General features: G+C 37.6%; 15 protein-coding genes and 2 tRNA genes. 12 read left to right on the top strand and 5 right to left on the bottom strand.

Annotated elements, in window-relative coordinates:
• The first annotated feature begins 10 nt into the window (after nt 1–10).
• From ABJ974_RS04965 to ABJ974_RS04955, 3 genes are all read left to right on the top strand, one after another.
• A complete protein-coding gene (locus tag ABJ974_RS04965; protein WP_419870279.1) occupies nt 11–2,542 on the top strand; it encodes a hypothetical protein in 2,532 nt (843 codons plus the stop codon).
• A 19-nt stretch (nt 2,543–2,561) separates the two neighbouring features.
• The gene (locus ABJ974_RS04960; protein WP_419870278.1) at nt 2,562–3,857 is read left to right on the top strand and encodes a glycosyltransferase family protein; all 1,296 of its coding nucleotides are present in this window, start codon (nt 2,562–2,564) and stop codon (nt 3,855–3,857) included.
• A gap of 76 nt (nt 3,858–3,933) precedes the next feature.
• Nucleotides 3,934–4,896, top strand: a complete 963-nt coding sequence (locus tag ABJ974_RS04955; RefSeq protein ID WP_419870277.1) for a YpdA family putative bacillithiol disulfide reductase — start codon at nt 3,934–3,936, stop codon at nt 4,894–4,896.
• A gap of 3 nt (nt 4,897–4,899) precedes the next feature.
• On the opposite strand, the gene ABJ974_RS04950 is transcribed toward ABJ974_RS04955, so the two are convergent.
• Complete coding sequence (locus ABJ974_RS04950; protein WP_419870276.1) at nt 4,900–6,936, bottom strand: TonB-dependent receptor; 2,037 nt, start codon at nt 6,934–6,936, stop codon at nt 4,900–4,902.
• A gap of 24 nt (nt 6,937–6,960) precedes the next feature.
• Nucleotides 6,961–8,139, bottom strand: coding sequence for an MFS transporter (locus ABJ974_RS04945; protein ID WP_419870947.1), 1,179 nt, complete (start codon nt 8,137–8,139; stop codon nt 6,961–6,963).
• Nucleotides 8,140–8,438: 299 nt separating this feature from the next.
• On the opposite strand from ABJ974_RS04945, the gene ABJ974_RS04940 reads away from it, so the two are divergent.
• From ABJ974_RS04940 to ABJ974_RS04930, 3 genes are all read left to right on the top strand, one after another.
• The gene (locus ABJ974_RS04940; protein ID WP_419870275.1) at nt 8,439–9,317 is read left to right on the top strand and encodes an AraC family transcriptional regulator; all 879 of its coding nucleotides are present in this window, start codon (nt 8,439–8,441) and stop codon (nt 9,315–9,317) included.
• A 90-nt stretch (nt 9,318–9,407) separates the two neighbouring features.
• Nucleotides 9,408–11,348 (top strand): oleate hydratase, encoded by a 1,941-nt coding sequence (locus tag ABJ974_RS04935; protein WP_419870274.1) that lies wholly within the window; start codon nt 9,408–9,410, stop codon nt 11,346–11,348.
• A 58-nt stretch (nt 11,349–11,406) separates the two neighbouring features.
• Nucleotides 11,407–12,303 (top strand): 3-hydroxyacyl-CoA dehydrogenase, encoded by an 897-nt coding sequence (locus tag ABJ974_RS04930; protein ID WP_419870273.1) that lies wholly within the window; start codon nt 11,407–11,409, stop codon nt 12,301–12,303.
• 60 nt (nt 12,304–12,363) lie between these two features.
• On the opposite strand, the gene ABJ974_RS04925 is transcribed toward ABJ974_RS04930, so the two are convergent.
• From ABJ974_RS04925 to fbp, 3 genes are all read right to left on the bottom strand, one after another.
• Entirely contained in the window at nt 12,364–14,043 is a 1,680-nt protein-coding gene (locus tag ABJ974_RS04925; RefSeq protein WP_419870272.1) for a glutamine--tRNA ligase/YqeY domain fusion protein, read from the bottom strand.
• Nucleotides 14,044–14,491: 448 nt separating this feature from the next.
• On the bottom strand, nt 14,492–15,505 hold the full coding sequence (locus ABJ974_RS04920) for an o-succinylbenzoate synthase (RefSeq protein WP_419870271.1): 1,014 nt from the start codon (nt 15,503–15,505) through the stop codon (nt 14,492–14,494).
• Nucleotides 15,502–16,524, bottom strand: coding sequence for a class 1 fructose-bisphosphatase (gene fbp, locus ABJ974_RS04915; RefSeq protein ID WP_419870270.1), 1,023 nt, complete (start codon nt 16,522–16,524; stop codon nt 15,502–15,504). Before fbp ends, ABJ974_RS04920 begins: the two co-directional genes overlap by 4 nt.
• 183 nt (nt 16,525–16,707) lie before the next feature.
• Between fbp and ABJ974_RS04910 the strand changes: the two genes are divergently transcribed.
• From ABJ974_RS04910 to ABJ974_RS04885, 6 genes are all read left to right on the top strand, one after another.
• Nucleotides 16,708–17,946: an aspartate kinase gene (locus ABJ974_RS04910; RefSeq protein WP_419870269.1), complete on the top strand. Its 1,239-nt coding sequence runs from the start codon at nt 16,708–16,710 to the stop codon at nt 17,944–17,946.
• 23 nt (nt 17,947–17,969) lie between these two features.
• Entirely contained in the window at nt 17,970–19,811 is a 1,842-nt protein-coding gene (locus ABJ974_RS04905) for a lysophospholipid acyltransferase family protein (protein ID WP_419870268.1), read from the top strand.
• A gap of 101 nt (nt 19,812–19,912) precedes the next feature.
• Nucleotides 19,913–19,985 (top strand) — tRNA-Phe (locus tag ABJ974_RS04900).
• Nucleotides 19,986–20,104: 119 nt separating this feature from the next.
• Nucleotides 20,105–20,177: transfer RNA gene (locus tag ABJ974_RS04895), tRNA-Phe, on the top strand.
• 57 nt (nt 20,178–20,234) lie between these two features.
• On the top strand, nt 20,235–21,212 hold the full coding sequence (locus ABJ974_RS04890) for a hypothetical protein (protein ID WP_419870267.1): 978 nt from the start codon (nt 20,235–20,237) through the stop codon (nt 21,210–21,212).
• Nucleotides 21,196–21,882: a hypothetical protein gene (locus tag ABJ974_RS04885; protein ID WP_419870266.1), complete on the top strand. Its 687-nt coding sequence runs from the start codon at nt 21,196–21,198 to the stop codon at nt 21,880–21,882. The genes ABJ974_RS04890 and ABJ974_RS04885 overlap by 17 nt, the downstream gene beginning before the upstream one ends.
• The last annotated feature ends 84 nt before the right edge of the window (nt 21,883–21,966 follow it).

Below are 21,966 nucleotides of genomic sequence, written 5' to 3'. Positions count from 1 at the left end.
AATAACCCGCATGGCTAAAAATAAAAACCTGATATATATTGCAATTTCTTTAGTTGTATTTATCATTTTGGCATTTTTATATTCCACTCCCGTTTTTACCGGAAAACAGCTTTTCCAGCATGATATTGTACAGTATCGCGGAGGTGCCAAAGAACTTCTGGATTACAGGGCAAATTTTGGTAAGGAAACCTACTGGAGTGATTCCATGTTCGGAGGAATGCCCACCTATCAGATGGGTGCCCAGTTCCGTGGGGATATTATCAAAAGTATTGACGGATTCCTGAACTTTTTTCCAAGACCCGTCAATTATCTGTTCCTGCTTTTCTCAGGATTTTTCTTCCTGGGACTGGTGGCGGTAAGAAACTGGAAATACGCCTTATTAGGAGCCACCTTCTTCGGCCTTTCCACCTATTTCTATATCATTATCGCGGCAGGGCATAACGGGAAGGTTCATACCATAGCGTATTTCGCTCCTCTTTTAGCCGGGATTTTATTGGTTTACATAAGAAAGAAATATGTATTGGGGTTCATTGTTACGACCCTGTTCATGGGACTTCAGATAGCGGCTAATCACCCGCAAATGACCTATTACCTGTTCCTGGCCTTAGGATTTTTATTCATCTCGGAACTTGTAAGAGCCATTCAGAAGAAAACTCCGATGAAACATTTCATCATTTCTTCCGTTATCCTGGCCGTTTCCTTTGTAATAGGAGTCGGAATGAATTCCCAGCGAATTATGGCCAATGCTGAATATGTGAAAGAAACCGTTCGTGGAAAACAAATCCTGAATAACGACAGCCATACTTCCGGAAAATCCGGAATGGACAAAGAAAGCATGCTGATGTGGAGCTACGGAAAACTGGAAACTCTAAACCTTTTCATTCCGAGATTAATGGGTGGTGGAAGTCAGGAACCCGAAGGTAAAGAAATCATGAACCGCGTTCAGGAACTTGTCCAGGAAAATGTATCGACCCAGTCGGAAATGGACAGGATCTCAAAAGGATTCAGCGGGGTAACATACTGGGGAGACCAGCCGGGAACTTCAGGACCAGCCTATCAGGGAGCCATTGTCTGTTTCCTTGCTTTATTAGGATTCTTTTTTGCTTCTAAAAAATACCGTTACTGGATTCTCGGAGCTTCAATTTTAACGGTCCTTCTAGCATGGGGAAGTAATTTTATGATTCTCTCCGATTTCTTCATTGATTTTGTTCCTTTTTATAATAAGTTCAGAGCCCCTTCCTCTATTCTTGTAGTGGTGGAATTATTATTTCCTCTGATTGCCATTATCGGCTTATACAGGTTTTTTACGGATGAAAAACTGAGCGGGGAATACAAACAGAAAATCCTTTTATATGTAAGTGGTGGTATTTTAGGTTTAACTTTAATACTGCTGATCTTCGGTAAGCCTCTTCTGGGATTTGCCACTTACAATGAAAAAACATATTTTCCTCCTTTCTTACTGGATTATCTGGTAGAGGAAAGATTTAAATTATTCAGGATTGATGCTATAAAGGCATTTATCTATGTAGCTATTGCAGCGGGTGCCTTATTCTTAAGTTTAAAGAAAAAGCTTAATCCGAATATCGCTCTGCTGATTATCGGGGTCGTAAGTGTATTTGATCTCTGGACTGTCAATAAGCGTTATCTGAATGATGACAATTATGTAGACAAAATTTTTGCTACAAATCCTTTCCAGACGGAAACTTCAGATTTGCTGGCAGAGAAAGCGGCAGGAAATCCAAGCCTTGAATCTATTTTAGCTTCGGTAAATGTGAATAAAACTTTGGAAACCATTGCCGAAAAAGATAAAAGCCATTACCGTGTTTTCAATAATATCCTGGGAACTTTCAGTGAAACAAATACTTCTTATTTCACCAATTCCATAGGCGGCTATCATGCTGTAAAATTAAGAAGATACGATGATGTGATCAATGAGTATTTCCAGATCATGGATTCTGTGAAAGTTCCTAATGTTTTAAATCTTCTCAATGCCAAATATTGGGTAATGGGAGGACCTGAGCAGCCACAAGCTATGCCGAATGCCAAGGCTAACGGAAATGCATGGTTTGTAAGTGACCTTAAGTTCGTAGATACTCCTAATGAAGAAATCAAGCAGATCGGAGTAATCAACAGTAAAAAAACAGCAGTAATCGCTTCTTCCGATAAATCTTATTTTACGGGAAAACCTGTACAGGCCGATTCCACAGCTTTCATCAACTTAACCAGCTATCAGCCGAATGAACTGGAATTTAAATCTCAGTCCAAAACACCTCAGCTGGCGGTATTTTCGGAAATTTATTATCCTCACGGATGGAAAATGTTTGTGGATGAAAAAGAAGTCCCTTATATCAAAGCGGATTACTTGCTTCGTGCCGTGCATGTTCCAGCAGGAACCCACAGCATTAAAATGATATTCGAGCCCACAGTCATTGAAACGGGAAAATGGGTTTCCCTGCTTTCTTTCGGATTGTTCATACTGTTGAGTATTCTGGGGGTTTTCTGGATCTTCAGACAAAGAAAAGAACAGCAGCCTGCAGCCTAACATTTCAGGTTCAAGAGCCATGGAAGAAAAAAAAGTTCTCATCATTACGTATTACTGGCCACCCGCCGGCGGTCCCGGAGTTCAGCGATGGTTAAAATTTGCCAAATATCTTCCCCAGTTCGGCTGGAAGCCTGTCATTTATACTCCGGAAAATCCAAGCTATCCTTTGATGGATGAAAGCCTGATAGAAGAGGTACCGGAAAATATTGAAATCGTTAAAACCAACATCTGGGAGCCTTACCAGCTCGCAGAGAAGCTTAATAAAAGTAATAAAAAGTTTAAAGCCGGACAGTTTGATGTCGGGCAAAACCAAAGCTGGAAATCCAAAATTTCGATCTGGATAAGAGGTAATTTTTTTATTCCCGATGCAAGGGTTTTCTGGGTAAGACCTTCCGTTAAATTTCTGGAAAAATATATCAGGAATAATAATATTGAAGTGGTGGTTACTTCAGGGCCACCTCATTCCTTACATCTTATCGGGCTCAATCTTAAAAACAGGATTCCCGGTCTGAAATGGATAGCCGATTTTCGTGATCCCTGGACTGAAATTTCGTACTATAAACATTTAAGGCTGACCAAAAGCTCAGACAGAAAGCACCGGCAGCTGGAAACTTCAGTATTTAAAAAAGCTGACATCACGTTAGCTACCAGCTATACCGATGCCGAAAACTTCCGGAAAAGAGGAGCTAATGCGATTTGTATCACCAATGGCTTTGATGATATGGATGCGGTCTCATCAGATATTTCAGGGAGTTCCCATAAATTTACATTAAGCTATATCGGAGTTTTAGAACAACTCCGCAATCCCGAAAATCTTTGGCAAGCGCTGAATGATCTGATCAGCAGCAGTAGAGATTTTGCAGAACATTTCCGGCTAAAATTTGCAGGAAGAATAGATGATAAAATTTTGAATGCCCTGGAAAGCACCCCTTTAAAAAATCATATTCAGAACCTGGGCTATCTTTCCCATGATCAGGCTGTTCAGGAAATGCAACGTTCGGATATTCTTCTGATCACTAACTTTCGTAATGCTTCCTCCAAAGGAATTATCCCCGGAAAAATATTCGAATACCTGGCTACCGGGAAACAGATTATATCTTTCGGGCCCGAAGAAGCTGATGTATCTGCTATTTTAAAAGAAACCGGAGCCGGAAAACATTTTAATTATGAAGATTCGGAAGCTATCAAAAACTTTCTCCTGGAAAAATTTGAACTGTGGAACCAAAATCTGCTTCAAAAAAATACCGGGGATATCCAACAGTTTTCGAGGAAAAATCTTACCAAAAAGCTTTCTGAAATATTGGAGCAATTATAATATATATCATATAGTGGGACCAAAATTTTAAAGAAATTCCATTCTATGATCGGGTAATATTCAATATCTTAGCAGTATGGAAATTTTAGATATTCTTATTATCGGAGGAGGTCCTATCGGCTTAAATTGCGCCCTTGAAGCTCAGAAAAACAATCTCTCTTATCTTATTATTGAAAAAGGAACCATCGTTAATTCCCTTTATAATTATCCGTTATATATGCGTTTTTTTTCCACCGCTGAGAAGCTGGAAATTGCTGAGATTCCATTTATCTGTGCCGCTCCTAAACCCGGCAGGCAGGAAGCTTTAGAGTATTATCAGGGTATCACGAGACAAAAAGAGCTTAATATCCATCTGTATGAGAAAGTCCTGAATGTTTCCAAGGATAATGGTGTATTTGATATTGTGACTTCAAAATCCCGGTATAAAGCTAAAAATGTAATTATTTCCACCGGATTTTATGATATCCCGAATCTAATGAATATTCCGGGAGAAGATTTGCCGAAAGTAAAACATTATTATACCGAACCGTATCCTTACGCCCAACAGAAAATCGTAGTGGTAGGCTCCAGCAACTCTGCCGTGGACGCTGCTCTGGAAACGTATAGAAAAGGTGCGGAAGTTACCATGATCATCCGGCATTCCGAGATTTCCAAGAGTGTAAAATATTGGGTAAAACCGGATATTGAAAACAGAATTGCCGAAGGAAGCATTCAAGCTTATTTTAATGCTGAAATGCTTGAAATAAAAGAAAATTCCGTTATTTTCAGAGATGAGAAAGGACAAAGCCATGAGATTGAAAATGATTTCGTACTGGCTATGACAGGCTATCTTCCCGATTTTGATTTTCTTCAGAACTCAGGCATAGAATTACAGGGAGAATGTTTAAATCCTTTATACAATCCGGAAACGATGGAAACCAATATCCAGAACCTCTATCTTGCCGGTGTTGTTTGTGGCGGAAAAGACACCCACCTCTGGTTTATTGAAAATTCCAGGATCCATGCAGCTATCATTATCAAAAATATCCTGAAAAGCTGATAATTAAAACTTAACACTTATTCCCAGATTATAATTTCTTTTGGCAGCCGGATTATAAAAGCGGTTTCCGAAAGCATTGATGTCGAAACCTGATACATAATCTGTATTGTAAAGATTCTGCACCTGCAAATGAATATCCATCCTCGTCTTTTCAATCTTCACCGGAACCCGGAACTGAATATTTCCCACGAGACTTGATTCCGACCACACGGAATTGGCATCATTTAAAGGAGTTCGGGAAGTATAAAAATGAGAGTAATCCACACTGAGTTTTTTAAAAAACACAAAGCTCAACAAACTGTTAACCGTTGTCGCAGGTACTCCCGTCAGGTTATTTTCCGAATAATCTTTATCATCCTGAGAATAATCTTTAAATCTGAAATGGTAAAAGCTTCCCGATAATCGGAATTTAAAATGGGTCCACCAGCTTGATGGTATTGTAAAACTCCTGGATTCCACCAGTGCTTCCAATCCTCTCTGTACGGAATTTCCCTGATTCACGAAAAACTCCTGTCCCTGCTCATTCTGTCTCCTGACAATAGTATTGTTCATACGGAAATCAAAATAACTGCCTTCCAGAAACAGCATATTTCCCAACTGCTTTCTAAGTCCTATTTCTTTATTCCAGCCGTATTCAGGAAGTAGATCCACATTAAACTGCTGATCGGAAGATCTCATTTCTTCATTGGTAGGCGCTGAATTTCCTTTACCTATTTTACCCCTTAATGAAACGCCTTTACCCAAAAGATAAGTAATTCCAAAATTAGGCAGCCACTGATCTTTAAAACGGACCTTTCCCTCCTGAACGGACGGATAAGAGCGATCCCATTGATAAGTATTTGAATTGAGGCTTAAGGAAATATCCGTAAACAGCTTTTCTTTAAAATTGAGTTTTTGTGAAACAAAATAAAAGCCTGATAAGTTTTTAAGATGATCAAAATTTTGGGGTGCTCCCGTAATTCCACCGTTATTATCATAATTCCTCACAGTAACGGAATTAATTCCACCTTCAAATCCCAGTCTCCATTCCATAGAAAGTTGGGACCAGGTTTTCTTGTAGTTAAAGTGAGTCCTTAATGCCGCATTATTTTCAAATCTCTTTTCAAAATTGGTGATAAAAGGGTTTCTTAAATCCACATAAGATCCCTGGACCATTATAAAATGTGAAAATTCCGGGCTGATATCAAGCTGATGAGACAGACCACCTAAAATCATTTTGTTACGGATCCCGGCATTTTGCTCCAGAGCTCCGGGCAATACAGCCGTAGCCGGCCGGGACTGTTTCCGGTCTGCCTGCATCTGCTCCAAAGTAAGTCCTCCGGGAGTTTCATACTTCAGATCGGATATCAGAAGCATTGCGTGTAAAGTTCCTTTTTTAGAATATTCAAAACGGTCTTTCAGAAATACCTGTTTGCGTTCCACCGCTGACTGTTCCCTGTAAGAATCCGTCCTGTAATAGTTTTGAAAAATCTCGAAAAAATGCTTTCCGGATTGCTTGGAAAAATCAAAACTCTGGTTAAACATTCCATAGCTTCCCATGGACAGATTCAGAGAAAGGTTTTCTGAATTTCCTGTCTTAAGAAGAAAAGCTCCTCCTGTCATCGCTCCATAGTCACCGCTTTCCGGTCCTTTATAAATTTCAATTTTGCGGATAAGCTCAGGAGAAAGAATATTAAAATAGGTATTTCCCGAAGCATCAGAAAGAATAAAATCATCCAGATACACTTTTACATTCCTTACTCCAAACGGGGAACGAAGCGTACTTCCCCTCACGGATATCCTGTAGCTTCCCGGCGAACGCTCTTCCATACGCACGCCTCCGATCTGATTGACCGATTCCAACATTCTTTCCGGAGTATTCTGTTCCAGGAGATCTTTAGAAACCACCGATACGGATTTGGTAGAAGTAATAAAAGTGGAAGGCTTTTTATAAGCATCAATCTGAACCTCCGAAATAAGCGTTGCAGAATCTTCATCTTTTTCCTGGGAAAAGACAAACGTTATACTCAGAAGAAAAAGAAGACCAGCAATTCTCGCCATCAGACAAAACTAATGAAATGATTTCTAAACGGCTTCCTTATCCGTTTCTTTTTTTGACAGCATCCACGGAATGATGTAATAAAAAGCAACGGCAATAAAAGTACAGGCAACTCCCGTTCCGATCCAAAGCTTGCCAAATCCGTAGTTTTCCGCAATCATAGTACCCAGATAAGGGGTAATAATAAATGAAACCGAAAAAGCAATTCCATTAAGCCCCATATAAGCTCCTTTATTATTATTTCCTGAACGTAAAGCCGTAATCGTTGACATAAAAGGTAGTACCCATATTTCCCCGATACACAGCAGGGTCATGGAGATCAGCAAAGTGATGATAGTATGATCAAAGGCTAACATTCCGTAAGAAACACCACAAATGAAAGTTCCTAATAATAAAGTAACGGCAAGGCTGAAATATTTTTCTGCAATCTGAACAAATCCCATTTCCAGCAACACAATAAGAAAACCGCTATATGCCAAAATAAAGCCGATATTTTCCTGGCTTAGCTTAGCCGCATCTTTATAAAAAATGGTAAGGGTACTGAAAAGCTGGAAGAAACACACAGAAAACAGCATGCAGAAAAAACAGTACAGTATAAATTTACCATCTCTGTAAGGGGAATTCTCTTTTTTGGTAACCGCCTGTGTATTTATTTTCCTTTCTTTTTTGGCCGCCAGCTTATTTCTTTTACTAAAAAACCATATGTACATAATCCCTGCCAGTAAAGCCCCCAACGCATTTGTGAAAAATAAAAGCTCATAAGAGATTTGTGATAAGATTCCCCCTAGAGCAGGACCTATGGAAAATCCCAGATTCACCGCCATCCGGTTTAAAGAAAATGCTCTTGTGATATTCTCAGGCTTTGCATATTTGGTAATAGCTACCGAGTTAGCAGGACGAAAAGCTTCGCTTATGGTACTTTGAGCCAATATAATTCCCGCCAGTCCCACTTCAGTTTCAAAGAGCGGAATCATACAAAACAAAGGAACGCTTAGCAGCAAGCTAAGGCTTTGCACCCGGTATTCTCCTATTTTATCCGTAATCTGACCCCCCAGCCATGAACCTAATACCGAGCCTATTCCAAAAAAGCTCAGTACAATGCCGGAGTTCTCAATGCTAAAACCTAAATGTGATGTCATATATACCCCTAAAAAAGGAAGTACCATGGAACCGGAGCGATTGATCAGCATGACCAATGCCAACATCAAGCTCTCCCGGGAAAGACCTTTAAATGAACTTGTATATACGCTTATAAGTTTCACAATTATATTCCATAAAATTTTCGAATGTAAAATTAGTAAAATTAGTTCACAGAAAGTCCCTGAATTACCCTTTTATAGGAATAATCCTTTCATATTTAGAAGACAAAAACAAAGTATAATTAAGAATTTTCTACGTAATTATAACGAAAAACCATTATAAATTTCATAAATTGCATCAATCGCAGGCTAATCCCTACATGTCAATTGCCGATTAAGCTATAATAAACCCATTTAAACACAGGATGAGAACATACGAAAGCTTACATGACACTCTATCTTTTTACAGTATCAACTGCCATGAATCTTATTATGTCTCTTCCGGAAAAGCGATCTTCAGCTTTCCTGACCTTCCCTTCCGGATGGATTATTATGCTTTATGCATATGTACTTCGGGTGAAATCAATATTGAAATAGATAATCAGAAATACCGTGTTGAGGCCAATGATTTTCTGGTTTCTGCTCCTTCCACAGTGATCAAATTTTTGCATACGAGCGAGAACTTTAAAATGCAACTGCTGTTTTTCGATAAGAATTTTCTCATTAAAAATATTTCCAATCCTTTTATCATCGAAAAAATGAACCTTTTCAACAAAGGTTCTTACAGTATCATAACGGCAGATCCTAAAAATGCTTCCCTGATATTAAATTCAATGGGATACATGAAAAGAAAAACCAAACGAAAAGGCAAGTTCACCGAGGAGATCATCCGGGCTTCTATTTTCAACCTTTTACTGGAAGTTGCTGAGCTTATGAACAAAGAAAATGATAACACTGATGAAAAGGAAGAAGGAAAAAAAGATCTTTTTCTCAGGTTCCATCAGCTTGTGAAAGAAAATATTCAGCATCAGAGAAGTGTACAGTATTATGCCGGACAGCTTTTTGTTTCCAATAAATATCTTATAGAGATCGTTAAAAAATCCAGTGGAAAAACACCTCATCAGATCATTGATGAAACTTTATTGGGCGAAGCTTATGTCCTGCTGGGTAATCCTCATCTTACCATTTCCGAAATCGCTTTCGAGCTTCGTTTTAATTCTGTTTCTGCTTTTGGAAGGTTTTTCAAAAAATATACTTCCTACTCTCCCTCTCAATATAGAATTAACGAAAACATCCAAACTTAAGAATTTGGGGATAACAATTCCGAAATTCGGGATATAGGATCTGCTTCAAATAGGGGTACCTTTATATTGTTAATTAAAAACAAAATAAAAATGAATAAGATCCCTCCAAAATTCGAAAAAATTTTAAATGATTCCCAAAAATTCGGAAAAGTTGTTCATGAACCGGATTCCAGTAAGGAAGTTCAGATTAACACTCCTGATAAAAGCATGCCTTTTTCAGACCAAATCGGAAATTATCAGCGTAACAAAGGTATTCCTTTGACATCTTATGAAAACAGTAAAATTTATATTATAGGCAGTGGGATTGCAGGAATGTCTGCTGCTTATTATTTTATCCGTGACGGCCATGTGCCCGGAAAAAATATTATTTTTCTGGACCAGCTTCAGGTAGAAGGAGGTTCTCTGGACGGAGCGGGCAATGCAGAAGACGGATATATCATCCGCGGAGGACGTGAAATGGATATGACCTATGAAAATCTGTGGGATATGTTTCAGGATATTCCTGCGTTGGAATTACCGGCTCCTTACAGTGTTTTAGATGAATACCGTCTTATCAATGACAATGATCCGAACTATTCCAAAGCCCGGTTAATTCATAACAAGGGACAGATAAAAGATTTCAGCAAATTCGGGTTGGAAAAAAAGGACCAACTGGCTATTATTAAGCTTTTACTTAAAAAGAAAGAAGAGCTGGATGATCTGACAATTGAAGATTATTTCAGTGAATCTTTTTTGAACAGTAACTTCTGGTTTTTCTGGCGTACGATGTTTGCCTTTGAAAACTGGCACAGTCTTTTAGAATTAAAGCTATATATGCACCGGTTCTTACATGCCATAGACGGAATGAAAGACTTCTCCTGCCTGGTTTTCCCTAAATACAATCAGTATGACACGTATGTAACCCCTCTTAAAAACTTTCTGGTAGACAAGGGTGTTCAGATTCAGTTCAATACACTTGTAAAGGATCTCGATCTTCAAATCAACACGGAAGGCAAAACCGTGGAAGGAATTATTACGGAAAGGGATGGTAAAGAAGTAAAAATTCCCGTTAATAAAGAGGATTACGTAATCGTAACCACGGGTTCCATGACAGAGAGCACCTTCTACGGAGATAATAAAAAAGCTCCGGTGATCACCATAGATAATAGTACAAGCGGACAAGGTGCCGGATGGAAATTATGGAAGAACCTTGCAGCAAAATCACAGGTATTCGGAAAACCGGAAAAGTTCTGCAGCAACATTGAAAAATCGGCATGGGAATCTGCTACCTTAACCTGCAGACCTTCGGCTTTCACAGAAAAGCTTAAAGAATTATGTGTCAATGACCCTTATTCCGGAAAAACAGCCACCGGAGGAATTGTAACCATTACAGATTCCAACTGGCTTATGAGCTTTACCTGCAACAGGCAGCCCCACTTCCCTACTCAACCCGATGATATCTTAGTAATCTGGGTGTATTCCCTATTGATGGATAAAGAGGGTAATTATATTAAAAAAACAATGCCCGAATGTACGGGAGATGAGATCCTTGCAGAGCTTTCTTATCATCTCGGAATTATAGATCAGCTGGATAATGTAGTGGAAAATACTATTGTACGCTCTTCCTATATGCCTTACATCACTTCCATGTTCATGCCGAGAGCTTATGGAGACCGTCCGAGAGTAGTTCCTGAAGGATGTAAAAACCTGGGACTGGTAGGACAGTTTGTAGAAACCAACAATGACGTGGTATTTACAATGGAAAGTTCAGTAAGAACAGCCCGGATAGCCGTATACGAACTGCTTAACCTGAATAAACAGGTTCCCGATATTAATCCTTTACAGTACGATATCCGCCACCTGTTAAAAGCAACTCAGGCTCTCAATGATTATAAGCCGTTCTTAGGTGAAGGCATTTTAAGAAAAGTATTAAAAGGCTCTTATTTTGAGCATATTCTGGTGGACCGTCCGGAAGAGAAAGAAGAGCATGAGTCCTTCTTTATGGAACAGGTTAATAAGTTCCAGGATTGGATTAAAGGAATAAAAAGCTAGCTGAAATTAAAGATTTTCCATTAATTTTCACTAAATTAATACTTCTAAAATAATACAGATGAATTTTAAAAAGATAACAGTAGCAGGAAGCGGCGTATTAGGATATCAGATCGCCTTTCAGACTGCTTTTCACGGATTTGAAGTAACCGTTTATGATATCAATGATGAAGTGCTTGAAAAAGCAAAAAAGAAATTTGAAATTTTAAGCAAATCTTATCAGGACGATTTGAATGCCACTCAGGAACAACTGGACACAGCTTTTAAAAACTTAAGCTATAATTCCGATCTGGCCCTTGCAGTAAAGGATGCTGACCTTCTTATTGAAGCTATTCCTGAGGATCCGAAAATCAAAATTGATTTTTATGAGAACCTGGCAAAAGTAGCTCCTGAAAAAACAATATTTGCGAGCAATTCTTCCACCTTACTTCCAAGTCAGTTTGCAGCATACACCGGAAGACCTGAAAAGTTCCTGGCCTTACATTTTGCAAATGAAATCTGGAAACATAATACAGCTGAAATCATGAAACACCCAGGAACCTCTTCGGACGTTTTTGATGAAGTGATTGATTTCGCCAAAGCCATCGGAATGGTAACACTTCCTATTTATAAGGAGCAGCCCGGCTATATTCTGAACTCCTTACTGGTCCCTTTATTGGGTGCAGCGATGGATCTGTGGGTAAAAGAAGTATCCGATATTGAAACCATCGACAAAACATGGATGGTAGCTACGGGAGCTCCTACCGGTCCGTTCGGAATATTAGATGTAGTGGGTGTAACTACGGCTTATAACATCAATAAAATGGAAGCCGACGCTACTCAGAATCCAGTTAAACTGGAAGTGGTAAAAAAATTGAAGGAAGAATATATCGACAAAGGTAAACTAGGAGTCTTAACAGGAGAAGGATTTTATAAATATCCTAATCCATCCTACCAGGATAAAGACTTTCTCAAGTAAATTCAACTCATAAAAAAAGCAGGACTTAAGTCCTGCTTTTTTATATATTCAAATTATTATTTATTCCGGTTTATAAGAGTCTTTCAGAGTAACCGTACGATTGAATACCAGCTTATCTTCGGTAGAATCCTGATCTTTTGTAAAGTATCCGATTCTCTGAAACTGGAGCGGTTCACCCACAGCAACTTCTTTCAGACCTGGCTCTGCAAACCCCTGAATAAGTTTTACAGATTCGGGATTGATAAAATCAAGGAAGTCAACATCTTTTTCAGCATCGGGCTGTTCTACGGTAAAGAGCTTATCATAAACTCTCACTTCCACAGGAATGGCATGTTTTGCAGAAACCCAATGTAATGTTCCTTTTACCTTTCTTAAGCTTTCTTCTGTTCCACTTCCGGATTTACTCTTCTCATCATAGGTTGCATAGATCGTGGTAATTTCTCCGTTGGCATCTTTATCCACTCTCTCCGCTTTAATGATATAAGCCGATTTTAAACGGACTTCACCACCCAGCTTAAGTCTGAAGAATTTATTATTCGCCTCTTCTTTGAAATCTTCACGTTCTATATATAACTCTCTTGAAAAAGGTACTTCCCGTGTTCCTGCTCCTTCCTGCTCCGGATTATTCTCCGTTTCCAGCCATTCTTCTTTATCCTCAGGATAGTTTTCAATGATCAGCTTTACGGGATCTACAACAGCCATTACACGCTTGGCCACCTTGTTCAGATCTTCACGTACACAGAATTCCAATAATTGCAGCTCTATGAGATTCTCTCTTTTGGCAACGCCTACTTTATCAATAAAATTCCTGATGGAAGTTGGGGTAAACCCTCTTCTTCTCATTCCTGAAATCGTAGGCATTCTCGGATCATCCCAACCGGTTACCACCTTTTCAGCTACGAGTCTTTGCAGTTTTCTTTTGGATGTGATCATATAGGACACATTCATTCTTGCAAATTCTCTTTGTTTAGGTGCAATTTTGGAATCATCATTATCCAAAACCTGGTCCAGATACCAATTATAAAGTGGTCTGTGATTTTCAAATTCCAAAGAACATAAGGAGTGAGATACCTGCTCTATATAATCTGTCTCACCATGTGCCCAGTCGTACATTGGATATATTTTCCATTCTGTACCGGTTCTGTGGTGAGGACGTTTCAGAATTCTGTACATAACAGGATCACGCATATTCATATTAGGTGATGTCATGTCTATTTTGGCACGGAGAGACATCGTCCCTTCTTCAAATTCCCCGTTTTTCATTCTTTCGAATAATTCGAGAGATTCTTCTACCGGACGATTTCTGTAAGGAGACTCTATTCCGTCTTCCGTAGGATTTTTTCTCTGTTCGGTGATGGCTTCGGAAGATTGCTCATCTACATAAGCCTTCCCCTCTTTAATCATCTGTACGGCCCATTCATAAAGCTGCTGGAAGTTATCTGAGGCATACAACTCCTTATCCCACTGGAACCCTAACCATTCTACGTCTTTTTTAATAGAATCCACAAATTCCTGTTCTTCTTTTTCAGGATTTGTATCATCAAAACGGAGGTTAACAGGAGCATTATATTTCTCTCCCAATCCAAAGTTAATACAAATGGCCTTGGTGTGACCTACATGCAGATAACCATTGGGTTCAGGAGGAAAACGAAAACGGATCTGATCCTTTTTTAAACCATTGGCCAAATCCTCTTCTATAATTTGCTCAATAAAATTAAGTGATTTTTTTTCTTCTTCCATTAAAGTTAGCTTTATTATACTAAAAATTCGTACAAATTTAGGGAAAATTTAGAGTTTACAAAAGGTTCTTTTATGTAAACAAAAAACTATTAAATATAGAAATTTTCCTTTTTATATTCTACATGATTTTTGTTATTTAATATTATTTTTTTCACGGTTTCGCGTTTTTCAAAAAATCACAGAGTAATGATTTAACAATCAACGAAAGAAATTCTAATAATAAAATATTTACCATTAAAAAATTAATAACATAATATAAATCATATATTAATTTCACATTTTTTAACACAACATGGCATAAATATTGCGAAATTTACACACCTGGAATTACTAAATTTTTTATCATGAAAAAATTCAAAAAAACATTTTCAAACATGCTTAATTACCTTAAAAAAGCAATTTTCGTGAATGGTGTTGTCTAACACCTAGCATTCAATTGGATTCCTAGCTAGCTTATTATTTTTCTAAAAAATAATTTTTCTCCCTCCAATGCTAGTTGACTTTCAAAATTATTAGTAAACAATGCACCTGTACCTAAGCCCTGAGGCATTTCATTATTTTTGGTATAGGTGTATTGTGCTATAGCATTCAGACCCATATTACTTTCCAGTGCTGAAGTGATCCACCATCCTATCTTATAGTCCTCTGCCAAAGCAATCCATTCGTCTGACCCAAGGAAACCACCTACCAGCGACGGTTTCAAAATAATATACTGAGGACGGATTGTTTCTAAAAGCTCTTTCTTCTTCTCTGTATCTAAGATACCAATCAGCTCCTCATCCAGTGCAATAGGAGTAGGAGTATGTAAACAGAGTTCCGCCATTTCCTTCCAGTTTCCAGCTTTAACAGGCTGTTCTATGGAATGGATCTGTAAGTCTGCCAGCTGCTTTAAAACTTCTCCTGCTTTATCCGGAGTAAAACCTCCATTGGCATCTACACGCAGCTCCAGCTGGTCCCGGCTAAACTTCTTTCGAAGACTTTTTAATATGTCGTGTTCGGAATTCCAGTCTACTCCTATTTTAAGTTTGATACAGTGAAATCCCTGGCTAAGCTTATCCTGAATCTGCTCTTCCATATAGTTCACATCTCCCATCCAGATCAGCCCATTTATTGTAATAAAAGACTTACCTTCTGTAAATTCTCCAGGAAAATATAAATGATCGCCATACTTTAAATTGAGCATCGCCTGTTCATATCCAAACCAGATAGATGGATACTCCCGGAGCTTTTCATTAAGATATTCCGGACGTTCTTCAATATTTTCACAAAGCCATTGCAGTTTTTCTTCATAATCCGGTACATCATCATAGCTTAATCCTCTGAATACCGCACATTCTCCAATTCCTTTTTTATCGTTATCGAAAACCTCGAGGATAAAGGTTTCTTTTTCATACAAAACGCCTCGAGATGTTCCACTCGGGCGTTTAAATTGTAATAAATATCGGTAATATTTTGCTCTCATTCTTTTTCTATACTGTCTATTCGCATAAATTCTTCTGCTTTTTCTACCATTTCCGTATTTCCACAGAAAAAAGGAATCCTTTGATGCAGCTCCGTCGGCTCTATTTCCATAATTCTGGTGAATCCATTGGTTGCTTTTCCTCCTGCCTGCTCTGCTAAAAATGCCATAGGATTACATTCGTAAAGTAATCTAAGCTTTCCATTGGGTGCCTGGGAATAAGAAGGATAAATATAAATTCCTCCTTTAATCATGTTGCGGTGGAAATCCGCTACTAAAGATCCTATATATCTGGAAGTATAAGGACGGTCCCCTTCTTCCATCTGACAATACTTAATGTAGTTTTTAACACCCTGCGGAAATTTAATATAATTCCCCTCATTAATTGAATATATCTTTCCGTTGGCAGGAAATTTCATATTAGGATGAGAAAGGTAATAGGTCCCGAGAGAAGGATCCAGTGTAAATCCGTTTACTCCATTTCCCGTCGTATAAACAATCATCGTAGATGATCCGTAAATAATATATCCGGCCGCTACCTGATTAACACCTTTTTGTAAAAAGTCTTCTAACTGTACAGGCGTTCCCGGCTCTGTAACCCTTCTGTAAATGGAAAAAATAGTTCCTACGGAAACATTCACATCAATATTGGATGATCCATCCAAAGGATCAATAAGCACTACATATTTACTGAGGTGGCCGTTGCCGGTACATTGGATATTGATAAAATCATCGGTTTCTTCGGAAGCGATTCCACATACCACTTCTCTCTGTGACAAGGCCTCTATGAATATTTCATTCGCGAGGACATCTAACTTTTGCTGCTCTTCACCCTGAATATTTTCACTGCCTACTTTTCCAATAATATTGGCAATTCCAGCTTTATTCACTTCTCTGTTCACCACTTTAGCAGCCAATCTTATGGCACTTAACAGACGGGAAAACTCTCCGGTGGAATATTGAAAATCATCTTGTTTATCAATTATAAATTCACCTAGAGTTTGCAAGGACTGATCTGACATAGAGTTTCTTTTTATGTTTTCCCAAATTTCGGAAATTTTCTTTCAATGGAAAGAATTTTTCTTTTAAAATTATGTTGCCTATCATACGGATAGACTATTTCATATCTCGTTCTAAATTTATAATTTTGCCAATTGTTATAAACATAAGTAATCTAACCTAACAATTTTATTTTTAATATTTTAATGAAAATTTTCAAGTTTGGGGGCGCTTCCGTAAAGGACGCTGAAAGTGTAAAAAATGTATCAATGGTTTTAAAAAGCCAGGGTTTCACTCAATGTCTGCTGGTTATTTCAGCAATGGATAAAACCACTAATGCTTTGGAAAAGGTGGTGGAACATTATTTCTATAAACAGGACTATCAAACTGAAATTAAAAATATTAAACAGAAACATATAGAAATCGCTAAAGGATTATTTGAAGAAAATCATTCCGTTTTTTCTGAGATCAGTCTGTTTTTCGATGATCTTGACTCTTTTTTAAGAAGGAACAAATCTCCCAACTACAATTTCGTGTATGACCAGGTAGTAAGCTGTGGAGAGATGATTTCCACCAAAATTGTCAGCGAATACCTTAATGAAATCGGGTTTACGAATCAATGGCTTGATGCAAGAGATTACGTTAAAACAGATAATTCATACCGGGATGGTGTTGTAAATTGGGAGAAAACCGCAGAACTTATTTCTCAGCTTAATCCTGAAACCTGTTATGTAACACAGGGATTTATAGGATCTGACGACAATAATTTTACCGTTACCTTAGGAAGAGAAGGTTCCGACTACTCTGCCGCTATTTTTGCCTATTGCCTGAATGCGGAAGCCATGACCATATGGAAGGATGTTCCGGGAGTTATGACCGGTGACCCGAGAAAATTCCAGAACGTATCTCTCCTTTCCCATATTTCTTATGAAGAAGCCATTGAAATGGCCTATTACGGAGCCAGCGTTATTCACCCGAAAACATTGCAGCCTTTACAACAAAAAAATATTCCTTTCTTTGTAAAATCTTTTGTAGATCCCACAAAAGCCGGAACCAAAGTAGGCATCACCGATAAAAATCAACAGGAAGAATCTTATATTTTAAAAGAAAATCAGGTACTCTTAAAAATCTCCACCCGAGACTTCTCATTCATCGCAGAAGACCATATGAGCCTAATTTTCAGTTTCTTATCCAAATATAAAATTAAGGTTTCCCTGATGCAGAACTCTGCTATTTCTCTAGCCCTTTGTTTAGAAGATAAATTCAATAAAGTGGATGAACTCAATCAAGAATTACAAAAAATTTTTGAAACCGGAATTATAAAAAACGTATCTTTATTTACAGTAAGAAATGCGAATATGGATCATATCGACCAGTTTTATCATGGAAAAAGTGTATTGTTGGAACAAATTTCAAAGAATACGCTTCAGATGGTAACACAATAAAACCAAATGAACGTTAAAAACACATGAGCTTAATTTCGAAAAGCGACTTGATAAAAGCTTCTGGCTTAAATAAAATAGGGTTTCTTAAAAATCCTGTGGCATCCGCTGTTATGAGCATTGCTAAAATAAACGAAGTAAATAAACTATACGAAAAATTAAAAGATAAAGAAGGTAAAGATTTTTTTGACTCTTTCGTAAAAGAAAGAAATATAAAATATATCGCATTTGAGGAAGATCTGGCCAAAATCCCTAAAACAGGACCTTTTATTCTGGTATCCAATCATCCGCTCGGTGCCATTGACGGGATTTTAATGTGTAAGATCTTAACCGAAGTACGTCCGGACTTTAAAATCATGGGTAATTTTCTACTGGAAAAAATAAAGCCTATGAAACCGTATGTAATTGCCGTCAACCCATTTGAAGGAAGAAAAGATGCTTATAACAGCTCTTCCGGAATGAGGGAGACCCTTAAACATCTTGAAAACGGGGGATGCATAGGAATTTTTCCTGCCGGAGAAGTTTCCAACAAAAACAATGCGGATGGTGAAATTCTGGACAGACCGTGGGAAAAACCGGCTTTAAAACTGATCAGAACTGCCAAAGTTCCTGTTGTACCCATGTATTTTCATGCTAAGAACAGCAGTATGTTTTACCAGATCGCCAAAATCCACCCTAATCTTCAGACCTTAATGCTTCCTTCGGAAATGATGAGCGACCGGGAAGATCCTATCAGAATCAGAATCGGAAGACCTATTTCGGTAAGAGCCATGGAGGAAATGGAAAATATTGAAGAATTAGGTGAATATCTGAAACGTAAGGTCTACATGATGAAGTCTTACTATGATAAGAGAAAATCTCTTTCACAGGTATTTAATCTTCCTAACCTTTCATTAAAATTTCCTTTGCTGAAAGAAGAAAATATCATCCAGAATATTATTGATGAAACTCCGAAGGAAGATATCCTTAAAGATATAAGCCGACTTAAATGCTCGGATAAAATGCTGTTCAGCAACGGTAATTATGAGATATTCTTCACTACCTATGAAGATATTCCTTCTGTAATGAGGGAAATAGGACGTCAAAGAGAACTTACCTTCCGGGCCGTAGGTGAAGGCAGCAACCTTCCTTTCGATCTGGATGAATATGATAAGCATTATCATCACCTTTTCCTTTGGGATAATGTTGAGGAAAGACTGGTAGGAGCCTACCGGATGGCATTAGGAAAAGAGGTAATGAAAAAATATGGAGTAAAAGGGTTTTACACGAGTTCCCTCTTTGAATTCGAGCAGGACATCCATCCTTTTTTCAAAAAAGTTATTGAAATGGGGCGGGCTTATATCACAGAAGAATACCAGCAAAAACCACTTCCCCTATTTCTTTTATGGAGAGGTATTGTCCATGTATGTTTAAGAAACCCTGACCATAAGTTTCTGATGGGAGGTGTGAGTATTTCCAATAAGTTTTCGGAATTCTCCAAATCACTGATGATCGAATTCATGCGTTCCAATTATTTTGACTCTGCCGTAGCCCAATATATTACGCCCAAAAATGAATATAAAGTGAGGCTGAGGGATCGGGACAAAAATTTATTTTTTGAAGAAGTAGAGTCCGACCTCAACAAATTGGATAAGATTATTGATGATCTTGAACCTGAATTAAGACTACCCGTCCTGATCAAAAAGTACATCAAACAAAATGCAAAAGTTATCGCTTTCAATGTTGACCCGAACTTCAATGACGCTATCGACGGACTTATGTATATCCGGATCAGTGACCTTCCTGAAAGTACGATCAAACCTGTATTAGAAGAGATGAGCGAGCAAATAAGAAAGGAGCAGGAAAATAATTCAACTGATAATCAGTAAGTTTTTATTTAAAAGAAAAAAACTTTTAATAATACTTGCTTCGTATGGTAAAAGTTACTACTTTTGCATCACTTTAAAACAACGAAGTAAGACAACAAAATGGTTTCTTAGCTCAGTTGGTAGAGCAATGGATTGAAAATCCATGTGTCCCTGGTTCGATTCCTGGAGAAACCACTTAACCACCTCAAAAGGGTGGTTTTTTATTTATATAGAAAGTAGACATAATCCTTGGATTATAATGTAAAACCTATTATTTTTGCACCACTCCAGAATCTTATGGAGTAACAACAATTGGTTTCTTAGCTCAGTTGGTAGAGCAATGGATTGAAAATCCATGTGTCCCTGGTTCGATTCCTGGAGAAACCACTTAAACCACCTTAAAAGGTGGTTTTTTTATTTACACCGAATATTAATTTAATTATAATGAAAAAAGCATTCAATATATTAGGTTTACTTCCTTTCTTACTTATTCCATATTTTATTTTTGTACATCCCGCCGTCATCTATTATAATACGGTAAACTATGATGATCTTTCTTTAAGAGATGGTAAACTGGCTCTTTTTTATCTTGCGTTAAGCATTTTATTATGGCTTATTGTATTTGGCATTTCATTTTATTTTATTTACAGGGGCGGATTCATGGCCAAACGAAATATCAGATATCTTGAGACGTATGGAACAAGAGTTTCTGCTGTTATAAAAGAAATTAAGAATGTAAAGCTCTTTTCCGGCAAGTGGGAGACGAAGGACCTCATTCTTGAACTGAAAAATTTCTCCCACGAAACTATTCTTCATAAAATGACCATTAATGATAGTCGCCCACAGGAGAAAAGATTTATAAAGGGAAAAATAATTTATCTGAGAGTAGATCCCAGTTTTACTAAAAACCCATACGTAACCCTGGAAAATATAAAGTCAAGAATTAATTATAAACTTTATTTAATTGCAGGATTCCTGCTCGCTGCTGTTATTTATTATTACTATTATGCTTACCAGCATGAGAACGGAGGTTATGGGTGGAGATTTATGGAATTATCTCACCCTCTCCTATTGTCACCAGCTATCATGCTGTTTTTTAATGGTATTATTTATCTCATTGTAAGAACATTTATTTTTAATAAGCTTTCCCCAAAAGAGCAATTACAACTTAAATTTAAAGGCGTTCGTACCAAGGCTATTATAGAGGATATTTCTCAGACAGGAACTTATATTAATGAACAGCCTCAGGTAAAATTTACCGTTCAGTTTACCGATAGACAAGGAAGGCAGCACAATACGTCTATAAAAAGCATTGTTTCTTTATTGGATATAGGAAAAATAAGTCAATTAAAAGAAAGAGAAATCATTTACCTTCCTGATGATCCGCAAACATTTAATTTTACAGATGAAATCAATAATTAGTATGAAAAAACAAAGCTTCTGCATTCTTATCCTGATATTCCTTCTAACCGGCTGCAACGACTTAAAAAAAACTATTGATGATACTTTAGCAAATAATCAAGAGATTTCCCCGGCATCGGCATTCGAAACTGATCTTCAGGAACTAAAATCCGGAATAGTAGAGAATACTGACAAAAGAGAGACTGCAAAGAAGAAAAAAGGAATTTTAGTTGCCGATTTAGCTCAATTGGAAAGTGCTGAGAGAGCCTTACGTTCCCTCCCTGAATATGCCGGAAAATCAATTTTTGTATATAAACTTGTCTATTTCTATGATGATGGAAGAATTTCCATACGTCTTCAAAATCCTGAAAACCCAGCATATATAGATGAATACTGGTATGAAGCCGGATATTGGAAAAAGCCGAAACCGGTCCGCCTATCTAAAAATGATGCTATAGAAAAAAACCTTGTCAATCTAGACCAAATTCCTTTTAAAAATGCCAACAATGTATATAAAATCCTTGTAGAAAAGAAAAAGGAAATAAAACATAACGATCAGCAATACACATTATACGCTTTTATTCATAATAAAAAGATACACTGGTATCCCACTTCTATTGAAAATGAAAGATCATCATACAGCATTACTTATAAGGAAGATGGGACTTTAGAGAGGTTTGAGCAAAAATAAGCTCAGTGTTTTTCCCCTCTAAGAAAAAATATTTTAATGTTATTTAACAGTTTACTTAGGATGAAAATAAGTATATTCGTCCTT

The organism is Chryseobacterium sp. CT-SW4, from assembly GCF_048572715.1.
Classification (GTDB): Bacteria; Bacteroidota; Bacteroidia; order Flavobacteriales; family Weeksellaceae; genus Chryseobacterium.
Note: the sequence above shows the minus strand (reverse complement) of the source record. Positions and strands in the feature narration are given on the sequence as shown.

Excerpts from the sequence above, each read along its gene's own strand:
- ABJ974_RS04965 (WP_419870279.1), top strand. The coding sequence starts at position 11 with ATGGCTAAAAATAAAAACCTGATATATATTGCAATTTCTTTAGTTGTA.
- ABJ974_RS04960 (WP_419870278.1), top strand. The coding sequence starts at position 2,562 with ATGGAAGAAAAAAAAGTTCTCATCATTACGTATTACTGGCCACCCGCC.
- ABJ974_RS04955 (WP_419870277.1), top strand. The coding sequence starts at position 3,934 with ATGGAAATTTTAGATATTCTTATTATCGGAGGAGGTCCTATCGGCTTA.
- ABJ974_RS04950 (WP_419870276.1), bottom strand. The coding sequence starts at position 6,936 with ATGGCGAGAATTGCTGGTCTTCTTTTTCTTCTGAGTATAACGTTTGTC.
- ABJ974_RS04945 (WP_419870947.1), bottom strand. The coding sequence starts at position 8,139 with ATGTTGGCATTGGTCATGCTGATCAATCGCTCCGGTTCCATGGTACTT.
- ABJ974_RS04940 (WP_419870275.1), top strand. The coding sequence starts at position 8,439 with ATGAGAACATACGAAAGCTTACATGACACTCTATCTTTTTACAGTATC.
- ABJ974_RS04935 (WP_419870274.1), top strand. The coding sequence starts at position 9,408 with ATGAATAAGATCCCTCCAAAATTCGAAAAAATTTTAAATGATTCCCAA.
- ABJ974_RS04930 (WP_419870273.1), top strand. The coding sequence starts at position 11,407 with ATGAATTTTAAAAAGATAACAGTAGCAGGAAGCGGCGTATTAGGATAT.
- ABJ974_RS04925 (WP_419870272.1), bottom strand. The coding sequence starts at position 14,043 with ATGGAAGAAGAAAAAAAATCACTTAATTTTATTGAGCAAATTATAGAA.
- ABJ974_RS04920 (WP_419870271.1), bottom strand. The coding sequence starts at position 15,505 with ATGAGAGCAAAATATTACCGATATTTATTACAATTTAAACGCCCGAGT.
- fbp (WP_419870270.1), bottom strand. The coding sequence starts at position 16,524 with ATGTCAGATCAGTCCTTGCAAACTCTAGGTGAATTTATAATTGATAAA.
- ABJ974_RS04910 (WP_419870269.1), top strand. The coding sequence starts at position 16,708 with ATGAAAATTTTCAAGTTTGGGGGCGCTTCCGTAAAGGACGCTGAAAGT.
- ABJ974_RS04905 (WP_419870268.1), top strand. The coding sequence starts at position 17,970 with ATGAGCTTAATTTCGAAAAGCGACTTGATAAAAGCTTCTGGCTTAAAT.
- ABJ974_RS04890 (WP_419870267.1), top strand. The coding sequence starts at position 20,235 with ATGAAAAAAGCATTCAATATATTAGGTTTACTTCCTTTCTTACTTATT.
- ABJ974_RS04885 (WP_419870266.1), top strand. The coding sequence starts at position 21,196 with ATGAAATCAATAATTAGTATGAAAAAACAAAGCTTCTGCATTCTTATC.